Consider the following 19,083-nt stretch of genomic DNA (forward strand, 5'->3'; position numbering starts at 1 on the left):
GCTGAGCGCCGGTGGGAAACCGCTGTGTCGGCCTGTGGACACAGTCGACGGGGCCTGTGGACGGCCGGCCTTGCCACTGCCGTAACCGCAGGTCAGCGATTGGACGTTGCGATTACGACAGTGGCGGCGATCAACGCGGTGACGGGCTCGTGGAACGGCTCGTGCAGACCTGACTCGAGGTGACGTAGTTTTCGGTCGAATAGACCGCCAACACGGTGAAGCAGTAGTCGAGCTTGGGATTCAGTCCGTTGACCGTGAAACTGGTTTCGCCGGGATCGGTGGTGGCCATCGCGCCGAGCGTCTGCCCGGCCCGCCCACCGGCGATGATGAACGGCACGGTGCCGTCGGTCGGATCCGTCCAGCTGATCGTGATGGTGGTCTGGTCGTCGCGTAGTCGCAGGTCCGTCGGTGGGTTTCCACCGGCTGTCGGAGCGGGGGAGTTGCCCGGCTCGTTCGGCGGCGCCGACCTGTCCCCGAGTACGGCGACCACCACCAGCGAGGCGGCCACCACGGCGGCGACGGCGGCCACCGCCGCGACGATCGCGGCGATCGTCGGCCCGCGCCCCCTGGGGGAGGCGTCCGGCGCTGCCGGTTGCGGTCCGGCCGTCGGTTGCGGCGTGATCGGAGGGTACGTCGCAGCCGGGTAGCCGGGGGGTGAGGAATTCGGCGCGGTCGGCGGTGACGAGACCGGCAAGCTGCTCGGTGGCGACGAGACGGGGAAGGTGACGGGGGGCGACGAGACCGGGAAGGTGACCGGTGCCGGCGGTACCAATGGTGTCTGCAGTGGTGGAGGCGGTGGTAACGGGACGTTTTGCGGTGGGGGCGGCAGCGGTGGGGTGCCCTCCGGCGGGGCCGGCACGGGGGGCGTGGCGATCGGGATGGTGGAGATCGGTGTGGTTGGCGGCTCGATCTGTGGTGGGGGCGGCAGTGGTGGCGAACTCGCCGGTGCGGCGGCAGTGTCCCCACCCGTGGTCGCGATGCCGAGGTAGTCGCGGGCTGCCCGTACCGTCCAGTTGTCCTCACCGAGCACGCCTGGCCCGGCGGTGGCCACCCGGGTGAAGTTACGGCGGGCCTCGTGTCGGTTGCCCAGCTCCTCGGCGACCAGGGCCAACTCGAAGGAGATCGCCAACATCACGGGGTGGGCATCACCCCATTTCCGCTGTCCGTCGTCCAGCGCCACTTCGAGGATCCTGCGGGCCGCTGTCGGATCGTCCGCCTCGCGGTGCAGGCGAGCCAGCAGGTGCGCGGTGGCCAGCACCTCCGGCTCGTCCGCGCCGTACGCCGAACGACCGGCCTCTAGTGCCTGTGTGAGCAGTGCGCGGGCGGCCGGTGGATCGCCCGCGTCGTGGATTGCCTGAGCGTTCTGCCGCACGGCGGCAAGAGGTGGCGGCTGGGACACGTAGGCCATGCTGCCTTCCCGGCCGGGCAGAGCGCCACCCGACCCGCCTGTGACGATTGCGGGCACTTCGTCCCGCGTACCGATTGCCTCGGTCGGTACGGTTCGGCACCGTCCCCGAGAACCTCTCCGCAACCGGTGGATCGGGCGCGGTTGTCGGTGGCCGTGGCTACGATCCCGCACATGATCCAGGACCTGGTGGCGGCGGCATCGACCGGCGACGACGACGCGGTGTACGAGTTGGCGCGGATCGCCGCCGCCGACCCCACCCGACTGGCGGCCCACCTGCCGGAGCTGTTGGATCGTGGTGTGCTGTGGCCGCCGACCCTGTTCCGGGCGGCTGACCGGGAGGTCGTCGAAAGCATCGTCGGACGCGTCGACGCGGGCGTCGCCTCCAGCCTCGAACTGAACCACCTGCTGGTCGTCCTCGCCCATACGCGGAGCGAACTCGCCGAAGCAGCGCTGCGTCGCTGGCAGGAGACCCCGCCCACGTTCATGGACGGGTTGTCCGTGAGTTCCCTGGGCTACGCCAGACAGGGTGGCTGGACCGTACGGCCGGACGGAAGTCGCCGCGAACTGTGCGGGCCGGTCGCGTACGAGTTGGTGATGCGGGAGGTGCCGGAGGTCCCAGACGGTCCGGTGTGCCCCTGGTGCGCGTCACCGCTGTGGACTGTGCTGGATCTCGACACCGGGGCGCCCGAGGTCCGGCAGGCACTCGCCCACACCGGGTGGTCCGGGCGTCTACGGATCACCACCTGTTTCCTGTGCGTCAACTACACCACGCTGTACGCCGACGTGACGCCCGACGGTGGCTCCTCGTGGTCGTCGCGAAACCAGCGGCCGGACTACCTACGCTGCTCGACCGAGGAGCCCCCGCCCCTGTTGCCCGTCGTCGGGCCACCGCGCTCCTCCCCCTACCTGGCCAGTGCCTGGGACGAGGGAGGATCGACGCTCGGCGGGACACCCGACTGGATCCAGGACGCGGAGTACGTCGACTGCGCGGCCTGCGGTCGACCGATGGACTACCTCGGGCTGGTCGGGGGTGCTGACCTGGGGTGGGGCGAGGGCGCCGACTACCTCTTCCTGCACGCCGCCTGCGGGCTGGCGGCGGTGTCCTACCAGCAGAGCTGAGCTGTCCCACCGGCAGAGCTGGGCTCGCGCGGCTGGCCCGGCCGGACGGCCACCCGCCGGGGCTGCCCGTAGCCCCGGTTGCGACCGGTGGCCGGGGACCGGGGGCGGTTGGTACTACGCGGTCGATAGGTCTGCCGGCGGATAATCTGCCACGGAACAAATCGGTATCCTGGGGGCATGACCGCCATGGCTCCTGCCCGTACCGAACCTGATCTGTCCTTCCTGCTGGACCACACCAGCCACGTCCTGCGGACGAGGATGGCTGCGGCACTGGCCGAGATCGGCCTCACGGCCCGCATGCACTGCGTACTGGTCCACGCTCTGGAGGAGGAACGCACCCAGATCCAGTTGGCCGAGATCGGCGACATGGACAAGACCACGATGGTCGTGACGGTCGACGCCCTGGAAGAGTCCGGCCTCGCCGAGCGCCGCCCGTCGACCCGGGACCGGCGGGCCCGGATCATCGCGGTGACCGAGGAGGGTGCCCGGCTGGCCGCGCGGAGCCAGGAGATCGTCGATCGCGTGCATGAAGAGGCGCTGGGGGCGCTGCCCACGGAGGAGCGGGCGGTGCTCCTGCGAGCGTTGAATCGCCTGGTGGACGGCCACCTGGCCACCCCGGTCGACAGCTCCCAGCCGGCTCGGCGGGCGCGTCAACGGGGAAGGTGAGCCCGTGGCGGGTCGGAGCAGCTCCAACCCGCCACGGTCCGTACGAACGGTCCCGTCAGCCGAGCCGGTCGACCCGGCCGAGCAGGTATCTCTGCTCGACCCTGTTGTCCGTCAGAGCGGCTGCCTCGCGGTACAGCGTGGTCGCGCCCGCCGCGTCGCCGGTCATCTCCAGCAGGTGGGCCCGCACGGCCCGTTCCCGTTGCCGGGCCAGCCGCTCCTCGTCCAGCCGATAGCGCCGGTTCAGGTCGTCGAGCAGCGCCAGTCCTCGGGCCGGCCCGTACGCCTGGGCCACCGCCACCACCCGGCTCAGCCGTACCGGCGGGGTGGGGCTGAGTCGTTCCAGCCACAGGTACAGCGCCGCGATCTGCGGCCAGTCCGTCTGCTCCGGCGACGTGGCCGTGGCATGTACGGCCGCAATCGCCGCCTGCAACTGGTACGGTCCCACCTCACGCCGGCTCCAGACGCTGTCGATCAGCTCGGTGCCCTCGCGGATCAGCTCATGATTCCACTGTCTCCGGTCCTGCTCGTCCAGCGGTACCAGTTGGCCGTCCTCGGTACGGGCAGCGCGCCGTGACTCGGTGAGCAGCATCAGCGCCAGCAGGCCGGTCACTTCGGCGTCGTCCGGCAGGGAATCGCGGAGCATACGGGTCAGCCGGATCGCTTCGCGGGTCAGGGCGACGCGGGCGAGTTCGTCGCCGGTGGAGGCGGTGTAGCCCTCGTTGTAGATCAGGTAGAGCACCTGCATCACGGCGACCATCCGACTGCCCCGGTCGGCATCGGTCGGCGGGGTGAAGCGGGCGCCGGCGCGGGCCAGTTGCTGTTTGGCGCGGCTGATTCGCGTACCCATGGTGGTTTCGGTCATGCCGTACGCGTGTGCGATCTCAGCGGTCGTCAGCGCGCCCACCGCGCGCAGCGTGAGCGCCACCTGGGAGGTGGTGCTCAGGGCCGGGTGGCAGCAGAGCAGCAGCAGGGTGAGGCTGTCGTCGGTCTCCTGCGCGGGGTACGCCTGGCGGGCCGGTTCCTGCATCGCCAGTTCGGCCATGCCGGCTTCCTGCTCACGTCGGCGCCGGGCCTGGTCGGAGCGGAGCAGATCGACCATCCGCCGATAGCCGATCCGGATCAGCCAACTGCGCGGGTTCTCCGGCACACCGTTCGTCGGCCACGCCCGGCTCGCGGCCAGCAGGGCCTCCTGCACCGCATCCTCGGCGATGTCGAAGTGGCCGAAGCGCCGTACCAACGCGCCGAGCACCTGCGGCGCTTCCGTACGCAGCAGGTGCTCGACGTCCGCGGTCATGCCGAGTCTGCCTTCCGCACGCTTTCCCGGCCCTCCGCTTCCGCTGAACGTCCTTCGGTGGAGTCGGTCACGTGCACTCCTCGCCCATGATCGGCCGGATCTCGATCGGTTCCCCCAACGCCCCGACGATCCGCGAGACGATCTCGACGGCTCGTTCGTGGCTGGCCACGTCGATCACCGCGAAACTGGCCAGGACCTCCTTGAGCTCGGCGAACGGTCCGTCGGTCGCCACCACGCCGTCCGGGGTCCTGCGGATGGTGGTGCTGACGGCGGGGTGGCCGAGGCCCTCGCTGCTGACGAACTCGCCCGTCTCAATCAGTTCCTGCTCGAATCTCTGGTATGTGGCGAACGCGGCAAGGGCCTCCGGGGACGGGGTGTCGGCGGTCGCGGCGTCCCAGGCGGCGGCCGGCGTGTAGCCGAGCAGCAGATACTTCATGGTCGGTCCCCTTCCTGGTCGTGATGGGGTCACGGTACGTCGGGGCGGGCAGCGCGGCGCAGGGACAGCGCGAGGACGGTTGTCCAGCTGAAGGCGACCAGGCCGTTCACGGCGATCTGGATGCTCATGTGGTCCGGCGACACGGGCAGCAGCAGGACCAGCGCGGCGGTTCCGCTCAGCACGGCGGGCAGTACGGCCCGGCGGCGGACACAGCGGACGGTCAGCATGACGGCGGCGCCGGCCAGCAGCAGGCGGTCGGACGAGCGGCGCACGGTGGGTACGGCGACGGTGGCCATGGGTTTCTCCCTGGTGAGTTCCTGCCGCTACCTCGTGGCCGGACCGGGGATCTCGACCCTCCGGCGATGTGACCTGAGTCATAGGTTGTAGGTGTCGAGGTGCGGGCGTCGCCTCCGAGGTATCGGCGAGCCACCCATCAAGGAGGAAGAGATGTCCGAGAACACCCAGCCGAGCGCTGAACTGAAGGCACTCGACCGCTTGGTCGGCACCTGGTCCGTGACCGGCGGAGCCGAGGGAACCGTGCGGTACGAGTGGATGCGCGGCGGGTACTTCCTGCTCCAGCACGTTGAACTCACCCAGTACGACCAGCCGGTCAGTGGCCTGGAGGTGATCGGGAACCTGCATCCGTTCGGCGAGCCGGTCGGCGCGGACGTGGTGTCGCGGTTCTACGACGCGGTCGGCAACACCTTCGACTACGTCTACGAACTCACCGGCGACAGGCTGACCATCTGGGCGGGTGCGAAGGGCAGCCCGGCGTACTACGAGGGTGTGTTCAGCGCCGACGACACCACGGTCACCGGCGGATGGACCTACCCCGGCGGGGGCGGCTACGAATCGACCATGGTCCGGATCTGAGGACGGCCGTCCTCGCCGTGAACGGACCCCTGGCGAGGTGATCGCGTACCGACCGGTCGTCGCTTCGGGGGCGACGACCGGTCGGTACGGCCCGACACCTCAGTACGTGTCGACCGGTCGGTGCGGGTCGGCCGACGCCGCGTCGAGGATCCGTACGAACCGGTCGCACCAGCCGGCCACCGTGCGCTCGTCGTACCGGTCCGTGGCGTACTCGACGGCACCGAGCAACCCGTCCTCCACCGGTCTCAACATCATCGCGAAGTCGCGACGGGCACAGGCCAACGGCTGGTCCACCACGTGGGTGACAAGGCCCGGCAGGTTCAGCTCGGGCGTACCCGGGTTCCAGGCGAACAGCGCCGTCCCGACCGGCGGGAGCGTACCGGGCCGCCAGTCCGGGTCGAGTTCCCGGTAGACCAGTGCCACGGGTGCGGGCTGATGACGTACGGCGTCACGGATGGTCGCGTCGGTGGCCGCCACGAGGTCGGCGAAGGACGCACTGGCCGCCGGTCGTAGCCGGATGTGCATCGGGCTGCTGAACAGGCCGACGACGGTCTCGTACGCCCGGCCCGCGCGGTGGGCGTACGGGCAGGCCAGCACGATGTCGTCGCTGCCGGTCAGCCGGGACAGCAGCACCGCGTAGGCGCTGGCGACGACCGGGAATACGGTGGTCCCGGCCGCCCGCGCCAGTTCCGCCACCCGACCAGCGGTCGGGGCGGGAACGGCGAACGGGAACTCGGCTCCCGCCCGCGACCGCGCCGGCCCGGGCCGGTCGCCGGGCAGTGTCAGCCCGGTCGGTGCCCCGGCCAACTGGTCCCGCCAGTACTTTCGTACGCCCTCGTCGACGGTGGTACCCCGCTGGCTGCGGGCGTAGTCGGCGTAGCTGGCCTCGAGCGGAGGCAGGTCGGCCGCCCGACCGGCCAGTGCGGCCGGGTAGGTCTCCGCCAACTCCGTCAGTAGACGCAGGACCGACCAGCCGTCGGCGACCAGGTGATGGATCACCACCAACAGCGACCACCGGTCCGGGGCGACGCGGGCCAGCGCCGCCCGCAGCAGCGGAGGGTCGTCGTCGACGAACGGTTCACGCCCGGCCGTGACCGCCCATGCGCCGACGTCCTGCCGGGCCACGTCGGACACCGCGAGCCTGACGGGCCGGTGCGCCACCACCTGCTGGACCAACCCGCCGGCCCGCTCCACCAGCCGGGTACGCAGCGCCGGATGCCGCCGTACGAGGGTGTCGAGTGCCTCGGTCAACGCCGGCACCGACAACCGCCCGGTCAGGTCCACCCGCAGCGCGATGTGCACCGACGGTGGATCAGGTACGTGACGCTGCCGCCACCACATCTGCTCCTGCTGGTACGTGGCCGGTGCCTCGTCCTCGATCCGCCGATCGTTGCTGCTCGGTGCTGGCCGGTCGGCGGCCAGTGCCGCTGCCATCGCCCGGATACCGGGTGCCTGTAGCACCCGGTACACCGGAAACTCGGTGTCGAGTAGCGTGGCCAGCCGGTTGGCCAGGCGTACCGAGGCCAGCGAATGTCCACCCGCCTCGAAGAAGGTCCGGTCCAGCGGCACCCGGTCGACCCCGAGTTCTGCACACCACGCATCGTGGATCAGCCGTTCCAACTCGCTCAGGCTGTCGCTGTCGTCGGCGCTGCCGGCGGTCACGTCCTGGTTGGCCGAGGGGGCCGGTAGTGCGGCCGTATCCACCTTGCCGGTGCCGCCCAGCGGCAGTTCCGCGAGGAACACCCAGGAGCGGGGAACCAGGTACGGCGGCAGGGCCCGGGACAGCTCGGCGACGAGTGGGTCCGGCCGCTGTGCTGTAGCGTCGCCATCGAAATCCGCCGGCACCACGTACCCGACCAGGTACGGCTCGGCATGCTGGTCGTACCGGGCCACGACGACGGCCTGCCGGACGCCGGGTAGTCGTAACAGGGCTGCCTCGACCTCCGCCGGTTCGATCCGGTGGCCGGCGATCTTCACCTGGTCGTCGACCCGGCCCAGGAACTCGACCGTGCCGTCCCCGCGCAGTCGGACCCGGTCACCCGTGCGGTACATCCGCGCACCGACCGCCGCCAGAGGATCGGTGACGAACGGATCGGCGACGAAGGCAGTCGCGGTCTCCTCGTCCCGACCGAGGTAGCCGATGGCCAGGCTGCGGCCCGCGACGTGCAGTTCACCGGCTGCGCCGGGCGGCACCGGATGGCCCGACCGGTCCAGCACGTACAACCGCACGTTGTCGATCGGCCTACCGATGTCGATCACATCGCGGTCACCGCAAGCGGTGTCGGGGTTGGTGACGGCATCGGCGCTGGCCGGAGCGACCGGTCCGGCGGTGGTGACGATGGCATTCTCGGTTGGACCGTAGACGTTGAGGACCCTGGCCGGGAAGTCCGCTGGCGGCCGGCGACGCAGGACGCTGCCACCGACCACGAGTACGCGAAGCCTGCTGTCCGGCGTGGCCGGCAGCGCGAACACGACCTCGGCCAGCGGGGCGGGTAGGAACGCCACCGTGATCGCCTGCCGGGCCCACCAGGTGGTCAACGCCGCCGGGTCGGCGCGTGTCTCCTCCGGAGCCATTTGGACGCTGGCACCGGCGGCCAGGGCCGGATGGATCTCGCTCAGGTTCGCGTCGAAACCGAGGGCGAGCGCGTGTCCGACGACGTCCGATGTGGACAGATCCAACGCCCGTACGTGCCAGCCGACGGCGTTCACCGCAGCGCGATGGGAGACCAGTACCCCCTTGGGGCGGCCGGTGGATCCGGACGTGTAGACACACCAGGCGGCCTGCTCCGGCGTCGGCCGAAGCACCGGCAACGTATCCGTCGTTGGCAACGCATCCGCCGCCGACAGGGCGTCGCGTGGCGTTGCCGGTGCGTCCTCGACCAGGAGGCGTGGCACGTCGGACGGGAGGTCGACGCCGGCGGTGGTGACCACCAGACGGGCGGCGCTGTCGGTCAGCAGGGTGGCCAGACGGCCCGTCGGATGCGACGGATCCAGCGGCAGGAACGCGGCACCGGCCATCAGCACCCCGAGCTGGGCGGCGACCAGCTCCGGTCGGCGGGGCAGGAGTACGGCCACGACGTCGCCCGGGCCGGCACCGGTGGCAGCGATCATCCGGGCCAGTCCGTCCACCCGGTCGCGCAGCTCGCGGTAGCTCCACCGGATGTCACCGGCCACGACGGCCACCGCTTCGGGCGTACGGGCCGCCTGACCGAGGAACAGGTCGTGCAGCAGTTCACCGGAGTCGGCGGTGGCCGGACCGCGTAACCCGTCACCGGGCTGGTCCACCTCGGCGGTGAGGCGGGACAGGGGCGACGTCGCATCCTCGGTGGCCCGATCGAGCACCCGATGGAAGTGGTCGAGGAAGCGTCGGACGGTCGTCTCGTCGAAGACGTCGGTACGGAACTCGACATGGCAGCGGATCTGCCGCTCGTGCGACAGGTACACCATCAGGTCGACCGGAGCCTTGTCCAGGCCCTGCTGAAGCGGAGTGGCGGTGATCCCTGGTAGATCGAACGCGAACGCCCCGCCGCTTTCGTACTCGATGGCGACGTCGAAGAACGGGTGCCGGCCCGCCTCCCGCTCCGGGGCCAGCGTGCGTACCAGGTCGTCGAAGGGGAGCCCGGTGTGCGGGTAACTGTCGGCGGCGTCCCGTTGCACCCGGACGGCCAGCTCGGTGAAGGTCGGATCCCCGTGCAGGTCGAGTCGCAGGGGTACGGTGTCGACGAAGAACCCGACCAGATCCGCGCTTCGTTCGTCACGGCTGGCCACGCCGGTGCCGATGACGAAGTCCCGCTGCCCACTGAACCGGCTGGCCATCACGGCGAACGCGGTCAACAGGGTGGTGAAGACCGTGACCCTGGCCGAGCGGCTGAACTGGCGTATCCGGTCGGTGAGTTCCGCCGGGATCACCTCGAACACGCTCCGGCCGGCCGCCGACGGTACGGCGGGCCGGGGCAGGTCGGAGGGGAGCACCAGGCGCGGTGGGGCCGGTTCCAGCCGCTTCCGCCAGTACCGCAGGTCGGCCGCCCGCTGTGCCTCGTCCGGTAGCCGGGTCCGGCTCAGCTCCGGGTAGGTGACCGGCAGCTGGGGCAGTGCCGGCGGGATGCCGGCCACCCGCGCCCGGTAGCAGGCGGAGACGTCCCGGGTGAAGATCGCGTACGAGTGGCCGTCGCTGGCGAGGTGGTGGAAGGCGGTGACGAGTACGTGGTGCGTGTCGGAGAACCGCAGCAGCCGGAGCGCGAAGACCGGTCCCTCGGCGAGGTCGAACCTTCGTCGGCTCTCCTCGGCCAGCGCCTGCCGGACGGCGTCCTGCTCATCCCAGCCGGTCCGGTCGACGACCGGACAGTCCACCGGCACCCGCTGGTGCACCACCTGCGTCGGCTGGCCGTCCACGATCCGGTACGAGGTACGTAGCGGCGCGTGCCGGTCGACCACATCGCGGAGCGCGCCCCGGAGTGCGGCCACGTCGAGTGGGCCACGCAGGCTGGTGGCCGCCGCCTCGTTGTAGGCCGGTCCACCGGGGTGCATCTGCTCCACCAGCCAGAGCCGCCGTTGGGCCGGTGACAGTGGAGCCAGCTCCGGCTGCGGCTCGGCCGGTGACGACGACACCGGTGCCCGCTGCGGCTGGGCGGGGGCGGAACCCGCACGTCGCCGGGTCGGTGTCGACCGGCGCAGTACGTCGATGAACGGCAACCCGTCGCGTACGGCCTCTGCCGGCAGGCCGAAGTCGACGAAACAGGCGATCTCGTCAGCTCCCGCGTCGAGAACCGCCTCCACCACACCCCGGGTGCTGTCCGGGGAGCCGATCAGCGCCCGTTGCCGGCAGTAGCGCTCGTACGCCTGCGACAGGAGGAACCGCAGGTCGTCCTCCGGGGTGTTGGCCAGGTCGATGTTGATGCCGAGACTGTTCGTGACCTGGCCGAGCAGGCTGAACGAGGAGCGCAGGTATGCGCAGAACGGCTCGAATGCCCGCTGGCGTACCTCGACGGCGTCCGCGCCGAGATAGGTGTGTAGCAGCACCACGACCCGCCCACCCGCCGGGTCCAGCCCGTGTTCGGCCCGGGTACGCCGGTAGAGCGCGACGTTCTCGGCCAACTGCGCGACGTCCTGGGTCATCAGGTTGGTGACCACCCCGATGTCGCGGCGCGCCGCCTCCCGGTAGCTGTCGGGGTTGCCGACGATCGCGGTGAACACCGGCGGCATCTCCTGCACCGGTCGGGGGAACAGGCGTACCTCGATCTCCTCGCCGCTGCCGGACCGGGCCGCCACCGCATCCCCGCGCCACAGTTGCCGGACGGTGTCGAGGTGCTCGTACATCACCTTCCTGTGCCGGCCGAAGTGGTCGGGGAAGAAGACGAAGTCGTTGGCGTGCCAGCCGGGGGCACAACCGAGCCCCACCCGCCCCCGGGACAGGTTGTCGACCATCGACCATTCCTCGGCGACCCGGATCGGGTGGTGCAGTGGGAGGACCACCGAGCCCGCGTTGATCCGGATCCGTTCCGTACGGCTGGCAATCGCGGCGGCCAGCACCGACGGGTTGGGAAAGATGCCGCCGAACGAGTGGAAGTGCCGTTCCGGGATCCACACCGCATGCAGACCGTGCGTGTCGGCGTACTCGGCCGCGTCGAGGATCAGCCCGTACCTGTCCTGGTCGGCCGAGGCCGGATAGTCGCCGAAGAAGTACAGGCTGAAGTCGGCGGTCGGGGAGGATGGTGTCGCCTCGGCCGACGCGACGGGTGGGGTGGTCGTCGGCACCGGGGGAGACGCCGGCGTGGTCGCCGGGAACGGCGGCACCGGTGCGGTGCCGCCCAGCAGTTCGAGCTGCTGACGCATCAGATCGAGCTGCCGATGGACGATCTCGCTGATCGCGGGCGATACGTCGACCGCCGGCGGCGCGGACACTACCGACGTTGCCGGCGGTGTGGCCACTACCGACGTGGCCGGCTGGGATGCGATCGGCGTGCTACCCGCACCGGCAGCGAGGGTGATCGCCTCGGCCAGCCGACGAGGAGTGCCGAGATCCCCGAACAGCTCACGTACGGGTATCCGGACACCGAACTCCCGCTCGACCTCACGCGACATGGTGAGCAGCAGGAGGGAGTCCGCGCCGAGACCGAAGAAGCTCTCGTCCGGGGCGATGTCCGAGGCCGTGACGCCGAGCCGGGCTGCGGTCATGGCGCAGACACCCTCCAGGACACCGGCCACAGCCACATCACCTTCTGTCAGTTGGGGGGCGGCAGCACCGGTCGGCCCGGCTATCCAGTGTCTACGTCGTTGGAACGGGTACTTCGGCAGCGGGACGCGTCGCCCGCCGCTGCCCGCCGCGAGGGCGGACCAGTCCACTGCGACGCCCGAGCAGTACAGGGTGGCGGTGGCCCGCCAGATGCCGGCCACCGGCTGGTGACCGAAGGGCTGCGCCGGTACCCACACCGACGCTGGCGCCACCGCCCGGGACATCCGGGTCAGCGCGGTGTCCGGGCCCGCCTCGAGGACCAGCTGCACATCCGTGTCGGCCAGCCGCCGTACCGCCGTGTCGAACAGGACCGCCTGGCGTGCCTGCCGGCACAGGTAGTCCGCGTCCGGCAGCCAGCCCGGCTGGTGGAGTTGGCCGTCGAGGGTGCTGACGAAGGGCAGTTGGATCGGCCGGATGGCGACCGCGGCGATCGCCTCGCGGTAGTCGGCCAGCATCGTCTCGACGGCCCTGGTGTGGAAGGCCCGGGTGATGGCCAGTCTACGTGCGGTGATGCCGAGCAGATCCGCCTGACGTGCCGCCTGCTCGACCGACCCGGGCGGGCCCGCCAGGACGTACCGCGCCGGGCCGTTGACGGCGGCGACCTCCAGATCGGGTACGGATCCGAGAAGTCGATCCACGGCCGGTCGTTCGGCCGCTACCGCCAGCGCCGCCCCCGGCTCGACGAGCTGCTGCATGAGTCCACCCCGCCGGGCAGCCAGCCGGATCGCGTCGGCTGCCGACAGGGCGCCGGCGGCGGCGAGCGCGGCCAGTTCCCCGACGCTGTGTCCGAGTACGTAGGACGGTCGTACCCCCCAGGATCGCCACAGCTCGTGTAGCCCGAGTCCGAGAGCGACCAGGGTCGGCTGGGTCACGTCGGTGGGCGGACCGTTGGGGTGCGTCTCGCGCAGCCGGTCGTACAGCCGACCGCCGACCGCCTCGTGGTGGCTGACGGCGGCCTGGGCCAGCATCTCGCGTACGGGATGGAACCGCTCGGCCAGCGCCAGCACCGGTTGCAGGGTGCCGCCCTGGCCGGGGAAGGCGATGGCCAGCGGCCCCGCGCCCCGGGGCGGAACCGAACCGGTCACCACGTCTTCGGTCGACGCGCTGCCGGCTGCCGTCCCCTCAGCCATTGCCCCGTCGGCCGCTGCCCCGTCGGTGTACCTGCCGAGCGCCGTGGCCAGGTCGCCGGGGGAGTCGCCCAGGGCGACCAGCCGGTGGCGCAGGTGGCGCCGGCCCCGACCCGTGGTCACGACGAGATCGGCCAGGCCCGGTGGATCCTGCCCGGCCAGCCGGTCGTGGTACGCCCCGGCGAGCTGGCACAGCGCCGTCGGGTCGGCGGCCGACAGCGGAAGCAGACCCGGTGCCAGCGACGCGCCGGGCGTAGGCGGTGTCACCGGTGGCGGTGGCTCCTCGATGATCACGTGTGCGTTCGTGCCGCCGACGCCGAGGGCACTGATACCGGCCCGGCGGGGCATGGCCGCCACCGGCCATGCGGTCAGGGCGGTGGCGATCCGGAACGGACCGGCGGTCAGGTCGATTGCCGGATGCGGCCGGTCGAAGTTCACCTGCGGTGGGATCTGCCCGGTACGCACCGCCAGCACGGCCTTGATCAGCCCGGCCATCCCCGCGCAGCTGTCCAGGTGCCCGATGTTGGCCTTGACCGAGCCGAGATAGCGGGTGCCGGTCGGGTAGGCCTGGGCGAGCGCCGCGTGCTCGATCGGATCGCCGAGCGCGGTGCCGGTGCCGTGCGCCTCGACGTACCCGATGGACGCGGCCGGCACCCCGGCGGCCCGCAACGCACGGTTCACCACATCGACCTGCCCGGCGACGGCGGGGGCGGTGAAGCCCACCTTGCCGGCACCGTCGTTGTTGACCGCGGTGCCGAGGACGACCGAGTGGATCGTGTCCCCGTCGGCCAGTGCCCGGTCGAGGGGCTTGAGTACGACGGCCGCGACCCCGTTGCCGCCGACCGTGCCGTCCGCGTCGGCAGCGAATGGTCGGCATCGACCACTTCGGGACAGGATCGACCCTTCGGTGTGGTGGTAGCCGGTCACCTGCGGGACGTGTACGGCCACCGCGCCGGCCAGGGCGACCTCGGCGTCGCCGTCGAGTAGCGACTGCACGGCCAGGTGCAGCGCGACCAGCGACGTCGAGCAGGCCGTCTGTACGTTGATCGCCGGGCCGGTGAGCCCCAGCCGGTACGCCACCCGGGTGGCGAGGAAGTCGGGCTGGTTGCCCAGCGCCACCCCCATCGTGGTCGCCGGGTCGGCCGATCCGCTGGCCGTAGCGAGGTTGTTGCGCAGGTAGGTGTGGTGCGAGTAGAGGTTCATCCCGCTGCCGGCGAAGATCCCGATGCGGGGAGTCGCGGCAGGGCTGGTGCCGTCACCTGTGCCCGCGTAACCGGCGTCCTCCAGGGCGTGGTGACAGGTTTCGAGGAACAGCCGATGCTGCGGATCCAGCAGTTCGGCTTCCTTGGCACTGATGCCGAAGAACTCGGCGTCGAAGCCCGTGACGTCGTCGAGGACCCCGCTGACCGGCACGAAGTTGCTGTCCCGGGCCGTCGCCTCGGGTACTCCCGCGTCGACGAGTTCGGCCGAGGTGAACCGGTGCAGGCTCGCCACCCCGGCGGTGAGGTTGGCCCAGTACTCGTCGACCGTGGCGGCACCGGGCAGCCTGGCCGCCATCCCGATGATGGCGATCCGGCGGTCCCGGGGCACCGGCGGGTCGAAGTGGGCCTCCGACTCCGTCGCCCCACTGAGGAAGGTGGCCAGCGCGTCCACGGTCGGATGGGCGAAGAGGGCCGGCTGCGGAATGTCCCGGCCGAGTGCGGATTCGAGCCGGGCACGAAGTTGGACGATCTGGACGGAGCCCATTCCGGATTCGTAGAAGGGCCGGGTCGGATCCACCTGTCTACCGGTGAGATCGGTGACCGCGTCGAGCACCACCTGACGTACGGCGGCGACCCGGGTCACCTCGGCAGCGGCGCGGCCACCGGTCGCCGAGGTCGGCCGGTCCACTGCCCCGATGGGCGGCGGCGAGCCCGGTGTCTGCTGCGCTTCGGCGACGTACCGCTGCCGGAGCAGCGCCCGCTGGACCTTTCCGCCGCTGGTCCTCGGGAACTGCGCCTCCGGTACGGCGACGACGGCACCGACGGCGAGCTGTAGCCGCTGGCCGATGGCGGCGACGACATCCCGTTCGATCCGTGACCGGTCGACCCCGGCGTCCGGGTCGGGTGCGTAGAAGACGACGAGTGTCTCGGTTCCCGAGGCGGAATCCGGTACGCCGCAGGCAGCCACGAGACCTGGCACGATGCCGGCGGTTCCCGCGACGGCCCGCTCGACGTCGTGACAGGGGTAGTTGTGGCCGTTGAGGATGATCACGTCCTTCTCACGTCCGGTGACGGTGATCTGACCGTCGACCATGAAGGCGAGGTCACCGGTGTCCAGCCAACCCGGCTCCGGGAAGGCGGCCCGGCTGGCCTCCGGATCGCCCAGGTAGCCCGGGGTGACGCGAGCGGAACGGACCTGGAGCCGACCGATCCGCCCCTCGGGCAGCACCCGGTTGGTGCCGTCCACGATGCGTAGCGTGGTCCCCGGTGCGGGTGGGCCGACCGACAGGAACGTGGTGGCCTCCTCGTGTTCCCGGGCCCATTCGAGCTGGCCGGCGAGGCTCCCGGTGCTTACCCGCTGCCAACAGCGGGGGTCGCCGAGCGAGGCGAAGGTGATCCCGGTGCAGGTCTCCGACATGCCCCAGGCCGGGGCCAGCACGGCGGCGGTGACCCCGGCCGGTGCGGTCACGTCGAGGAACGCCTGGAACGTCTCCCACGTGCACTGCTCGCCGCCGCTGACCAGGCGTCGGACCGTACGCAGATCCCAGGTTCGGCCGGGGGACCGGGCCGCCACGTCGGCGACCATCCGGTACGCGAAGTTCGGCGCCCAGCCGTGGGTGACGGCGTACTCCTGCATCAGGTCCAGCCAGCGCAGCGGATCGGCCAGCACGAACGGGGTCGCCACCTGGATGCTGGTCGCCCCGAGGAACACCCCACCGAGGTGGTAGAGCATCAGCCCGGCGACGTGGTCCAACGGCAGCCAGTTGAGCAGTACGTCGGCGGGCCGGATGCCCAGCATCTCCCGAGCACCGACGGCGTACTCGCTGACGCCCCGATGGGTGATCTGGATGATCTTCGGTGTGCCGGTGCTGCCCGAGGAGAGCTGGAGCATCGCCACGGAATCCGGGTCGACCTCGAACTGCGGTGCCTCCTCGGGTGCGGCGGTGACCAACTCCGCCACGTCCACCACCGCGCCGGCCAGCGGCAGGCCACGCAGACCGTCGAGGTCGGCCCCGTCGCTGATGACGACGGGTCGCCCCAGCGCCTCCCAGGTGTGGGTGATGGCCCGCAGCGCCGGGCTGTCCATCTGGTACGACTGCACCGCGCCGGTGGCGACCGGCACGATCCCGCCGAGCAGGCAACCCCAGAACGTGGGGAAGAACTCCGCGTCGGAGAGCCGGAGCACGGCGTACTGCCCGGCCCGTACGCCGTGCCGGTGCAGCCCGCCGAGCACGGACCGGGCCCGGGCCAGCAGTTGCGGATAGCTGACGAACCGGCGCTCGCCGGTTCCGGTGACCAGGTGTACGCCCGAGTCCGGGAACCGCTGCGCCGCCCGGATCAGGGCGTCCGGCATGGTCGGTGGGTGGTCCGGGTCGATCGGCAGCTCTCCTCCGAAGCTGACGGCAAGTGGACGGTCAGGCGTCACTGAGCTCACGGGCCACCTCTGCGGTCTGTGGGCGTGGGGCGGTCCGGCGGCGGCCGGCCAGCATGGTTCGGGCATGGACGACGAGGAAGAAGATCGCCGCCGCCAGCGCCGCCGTGTGGGCGGTGGCGACCACGGCGAACGGGGTGAACACTTCGAGCAGCGCGGCGCAGCCGACCATGCCGAGGCCGAACCCGGTGTTCTGTGCGGAACTCGCGAAGCCCAGCACCCGGGCCCGCATCGCGTCCGGTACCCCCTGCAACCGCGCGGTATAGGTGATCTCCGCGGAGCCGTCCGCCGCGCCGGCCGCACCGGCCAGCACGACCAGCAGCCATAGCGGCGGGTCGGCGAACGAGAGGACGAAGAAGACCGACATCAGGCAGGTGGCGATTCCGAAGGTCAGTTCCGGACGGACCGGTTCTCCGCTGCGGCGACCCCGCCAGCTCAGCCAGCCACCGGCGGTCAGACTGCCGACGGCCCAGGCGGTCATGAACGTCGCGGCGTACGAGGCCGGGTTTTCCGGCCAGACCGTACTGGAATAGATGGGCAGCCCGACGTTGTGCGATGCCGACCCGAACGCGTCGGCGCTGCGTACCGCGATCATCGACAGCAGTACCAACGACAGGCCACGCACCGCGCCGACCGCCCGTGGCCCGGTGCGGCCCGACCTTCCACGCGGCTCGGCCGCACGACCCAGCGGTACGCGGAGGAGCAGCAGCGCGCAGAGGACGTACGACGCCGCGTCGATCAGGAAGGCGCGCTGGAAACCCCATTGGGCGACGAGCACACCGGCGGAGGCGAAGCCGAGCAGCATCGCGATCGAACGTGCGGTGACGAGTTGACTGTTCGCCCGGGTACGTCGATCAGGGCCGACGAGATCGGGCACGCTGGCCCGCATCGCCACCCCCCACTGGGTCTGGGTGACGCCGAGCACGACGGCCAGCGCGTACAACAGGACCTGTTGCGCCGTTGCCGGTACCAGCGCAAACGTGGTGATCGTGCCCGCCGACAGCAGATCGCTGCCGATCATCAGTACGCGCCGGGGGTAGCGGGTGGCCAGGGTCCCGGCGGCGACCCCGGCGACGATGCCGGAGCCCAGCCGTAATGCCATGAACAGCCCGGTCTGCAAGCCGGAACCGGTGAGCTGGAACGCGAACAGGCTCAGCGCCACCATGTTGAGATAGCTTCCGTACGATGACACTGCGTAAGCGGCGGTGAGCAGGCTCAGCCTGGATGGTGGAATCCCAGGCGAGCTTGCGTCGGTCATTGCGCTCCGGACGAGAATCGGCCATCGATGAAGTTTCGATCATCATTGTCTGGCTGGTGTCGCATTTCAACTTTGCGTTCATGTCCGATCTATCTCGTCAAATCGCGAGTCCATGGAGGAAAGTTGATGTTGCTGCGCCCGGTACGACCAGGCAGTTCGTGGAGAGTTGCGCTGAGCGCCAGAACAGGAAACCGGTGGTGAGGGGGACGTGGGTTTGCCGCAATTCCCCGGTACGGACGTGGGGCACGAGGGTCGCCCCGAGCAGGTCGCAGCCGAATGACCGAGGAGGGCAGCCGGCCGCAGTGGCCTGCCGACAAGTTGCACGCACTGCGCCTCGGCCGGCGTCTGGTGGCCGAAGTACCAGCCTCCGGGCCAGGCCGGCGAGCATTCGTCGAGATCCGGCCTCGCACGACCCCTGCCGACGCTGAGGCGCGTCGACAGGGGTGGAGCCGAAGCGACCGTGATCGTGCCTTCGAGTTGGAGCACTGGGACTACGACGCCGGTCGGATTACCGGCTTCGACTACGACATCGGCGCAGTCCTCGTGCAAGCCATGACGACCATCGGCGAAGCCCACCTCGTCGCGGCCCTCGGGGCCTGGAACCTACGGCCGGAGCAGTTCCGTTACCCCTGGCAGACCGACGACCCGAAATAGCCGGTCTCAGGCGCCCGCCACTCACCCCCGTGGCAGGAAAGCAGAACAGTTACGCGCCTGAGACCGGCCGGTGAACCCATCGGGTAGCCGGCCCGGAACCGGGTGAAGTGGCGGCCGACGAGCAGTCTCGAAACCCAATCGCACCGTACGGTGCCGGGTGACTCCTCTGTTGAAGCGCGAACCAGTCGAGTGGTGGCTGCCCCTGGCCTGTTGCCTGAGCATCCTGTCGAGCTGGGTGCGCCAGCGGGGCAGCCACGGTGCCATCGACGGTCAGAGCCCACCGGAGCTGTCGGTAACCGGGTGACCCTGTCGGAAACGGCGTGGCCGAGGAGGCATCCGTGTGGTCCTGCCGGTAACCGGGTGGCCGAGGAGGCATCCGTGTG

At 70.7% G+C, this 19,083-nt stretch carries 11 protein-coding genes; 5 read left to right on the forward strand and 6 right to left on the reverse strand.

Features of this window, described 5'->3' with window-relative positions:
* Nucleotides 1-130: 130 nt before the first annotated feature.
* Complete coding sequence (locus ACFQ4H_RS19680) at nucleotides 131-1,408, reverse strand: fibronectin type III domain-containing protein (RefSeq protein WP_377572458.1); 1,278 nt, start codon at nucleotides 1,406-1,408, stop codon at nucleotides 131-133.
* Between the two features lie 171 nt (nucleotides 1,409-1,579).
* On the opposite strand from ACFQ4H_RS19680, the gene ACFQ4H_RS19685 reads away from it, so the two are divergent.
* Together ACFQ4H_RS19685 and ACFQ4H_RS19690 are read left to right on the forward strand one after the other, a co-directional pair.
* A complete protein-coding gene (locus ACFQ4H_RS19685; protein WP_377572459.1) occupies nucleotides 1,580-2,527 on the forward strand; it encodes a hypothetical protein in 948 nt (315 codons plus the stop codon).
* A 177-nt stretch (nucleotides 2,528-2,704) separates the two neighbouring features.
* Nucleotides 2,705-3,193, forward strand: coding sequence for a MarR family winged helix-turn-helix transcriptional regulator (locus tag ACFQ4H_RS19690; protein ID WP_377572460.1), 489 nt, complete (start codon nucleotides 2,705-2,707; stop codon nucleotides 3,191-3,193).
* Between the two features lie 55 nt (nucleotides 3,194-3,248).
* Here ACFQ4H_RS19690 and ACFQ4H_RS19695 read toward each other — a convergent pair whose 3' ends face one another.
* The 3 genes from ACFQ4H_RS19695 to ACFQ4H_RS19705 all read right to left on the reverse strand — a co-directional run bounded on the left by ACFQ4H_RS19695 (nucleotide 3,249) and on the right by ACFQ4H_RS19705 (nucleotide 5,219).
* Nucleotides 3,249-4,487, reverse strand: a complete 1,239-nt coding sequence (locus ACFQ4H_RS19695) for an RNA polymerase sigma factor (protein WP_377572461.1) — start codon at nucleotides 4,485-4,487, stop codon at nucleotides 3,249-3,251.
* 67 nt (nucleotides 4,488-4,554) lie between these two features.
* A complete protein-coding gene (locus ACFQ4H_RS19700; RefSeq protein ID WP_377572462.1) occupies nucleotides 4,555-4,923 on the reverse strand; it encodes a YciI family protein in 369 nt (122 codons plus the stop codon).
* A 29-nt stretch (nucleotides 4,924-4,952) separates the two neighbouring features.
* Nucleotides 4,953-5,219, reverse strand: a complete 267-nt coding sequence (locus ACFQ4H_RS19705; RefSeq protein ID WP_377572463.1) for a hypothetical protein — start codon at nucleotides 5,217-5,219, stop codon at nucleotides 4,953-4,955.
* Nucleotides 5,220-5,370: 151 nt separating this feature from the next.
* Between ACFQ4H_RS19705 and ACFQ4H_RS19710 the strand changes: the two genes are divergently transcribed.
* Nucleotides 5,371-5,796: a hypothetical protein gene (locus tag ACFQ4H_RS19710; protein WP_377572464.1), complete on the forward strand. Its 426-nt coding sequence runs from the start codon at nucleotides 5,371-5,373 to the stop codon at nucleotides 5,794-5,796.
* Nucleotides 5,797-5,895: 99 nt separating this feature from the next.
* Here ACFQ4H_RS19710 and ACFQ4H_RS19715 read toward each other — a convergent pair whose 3' ends face one another.
* Together ACFQ4H_RS19715 and ACFQ4H_RS19720 are read right to left on the reverse strand one after the other, a co-directional pair.
* Nucleotides 5,896-16,791 carry an amino acid adenylation domain-containing protein gene (locus ACFQ4H_RS19715; protein ID WP_377572465.1) on the reverse strand — a complete coding sequence of 3,632 codons (10,896 nt, stop codon included), beginning with the start codon at nucleotides 16,789-16,791 and terminating at the stop codon, nucleotides 5,896-5,898.
* Nucleotides 16,772-18,046, reverse strand: coding sequence for an MFS transporter (locus tag ACFQ4H_RS19720; protein ID WP_377572466.1), 1,275 nt, complete (start codon nucleotides 18,044-18,046; stop codon nucleotides 16,772-16,774). The genes ACFQ4H_RS19715 and ACFQ4H_RS19720 overlap by 20 nt, the downstream gene beginning before the upstream one ends.
* Nucleotides 18,047-18,322: 276 nt before the next feature.
* Here ACFQ4H_RS19720 and ACFQ4H_RS19725 point away from each other — a divergent pair, with 276 nt between their 5' ends.
* Nucleotides 18,323-18,700 (forward strand): hypothetical protein, encoded by a 378-nt coding sequence (locus ACFQ4H_RS19725; protein ID WP_377572467.1) that lies wholly within the window; start codon nucleotides 18,323-18,325, stop codon nucleotides 18,698-18,700.
* A gap of 169 nt (nucleotides 18,701-18,869) precedes the next feature.
* Nucleotides 18,870-19,004 (forward strand): hypothetical protein, encoded by a 135-nt coding sequence (locus ACFQ4H_RS19730; protein ID WP_377572468.1) that lies wholly within the window; start codon nucleotides 18,870-18,872, stop codon nucleotides 19,002-19,004.
* The last annotated feature ends 79 nt before the right edge of the window (nucleotides 19,005-19,083 follow it).

This window comes from Micromonospora sonneratiae (assembly GCF_042679305.1).
Taxonomy (GTDB): Bacteria; Actinomycetota; Actinomycetes; order Mycobacteriales; family Micromonosporaceae; genus Micromonospora_H; species Micromonospora_H sonneratiae.

Bases quoted from the DNA above. Each gene is read 5' to 3' on its own strand.
- ACFQ4H_RS19685 (WP_377572459.1), top strand. From the start codon at position 1,580: ATGATCCAGGACCTGGTGGCGGCGGCATCGACCGGCGACGACGACGCG.
- ACFQ4H_RS19680 (WP_377572458.1), bottom strand. From the start codon at position 1,408: ATGGCCTACGTGTCCCAGCCGCCACCTCTTGCCGCCGTGCGGCAGAAC.
- ACFQ4H_RS19690 (WP_377572460.1), top strand. From the start codon at position 2,705: ATGACCGCCATGGCTCCTGCCCGTACCGAACCTGATCTGTCCTTCCTG.
- ACFQ4H_RS19710 (WP_377572464.1), top strand. From the start codon at position 5,371: ATGTCCGAGAACACCCAGCCGAGCGCTGAACTGAAGGCACTCGACCGC.
- ACFQ4H_RS19720 (WP_377572466.1), bottom strand. From the start codon at position 18,046: ATGACCGACGCAAGCTCGCCTGGGATTCCACCATCCAGGCTGAGCCTG.
- ACFQ4H_RS19705 (WP_377572463.1), bottom strand. From the start codon at position 5,219: ATGGCCACCGTCGCCGTACCCACCGTGCGCCGCTCGTCCGACCGCCTG.
- ACFQ4H_RS19700 (WP_377572462.1), bottom strand. From the start codon at position 4,923: ATGAAGTATCTGCTGCTCGGCTACACGCCGGCCGCCGCCTGGGACGCC.
- ACFQ4H_RS19725 (WP_377572467.1), top strand. From the start codon at position 18,323: ATGACCGAGGAGGGCAGCCGGCCGCAGTGGCCTGCCGACAAGTTGCAC.
- ACFQ4H_RS19695 (WP_377572461.1), bottom strand. From the start codon at position 4,487: ATGACCGCGGACGTCGAGCACCTGCTGCGTACGGAAGCGCCGCAGGTG.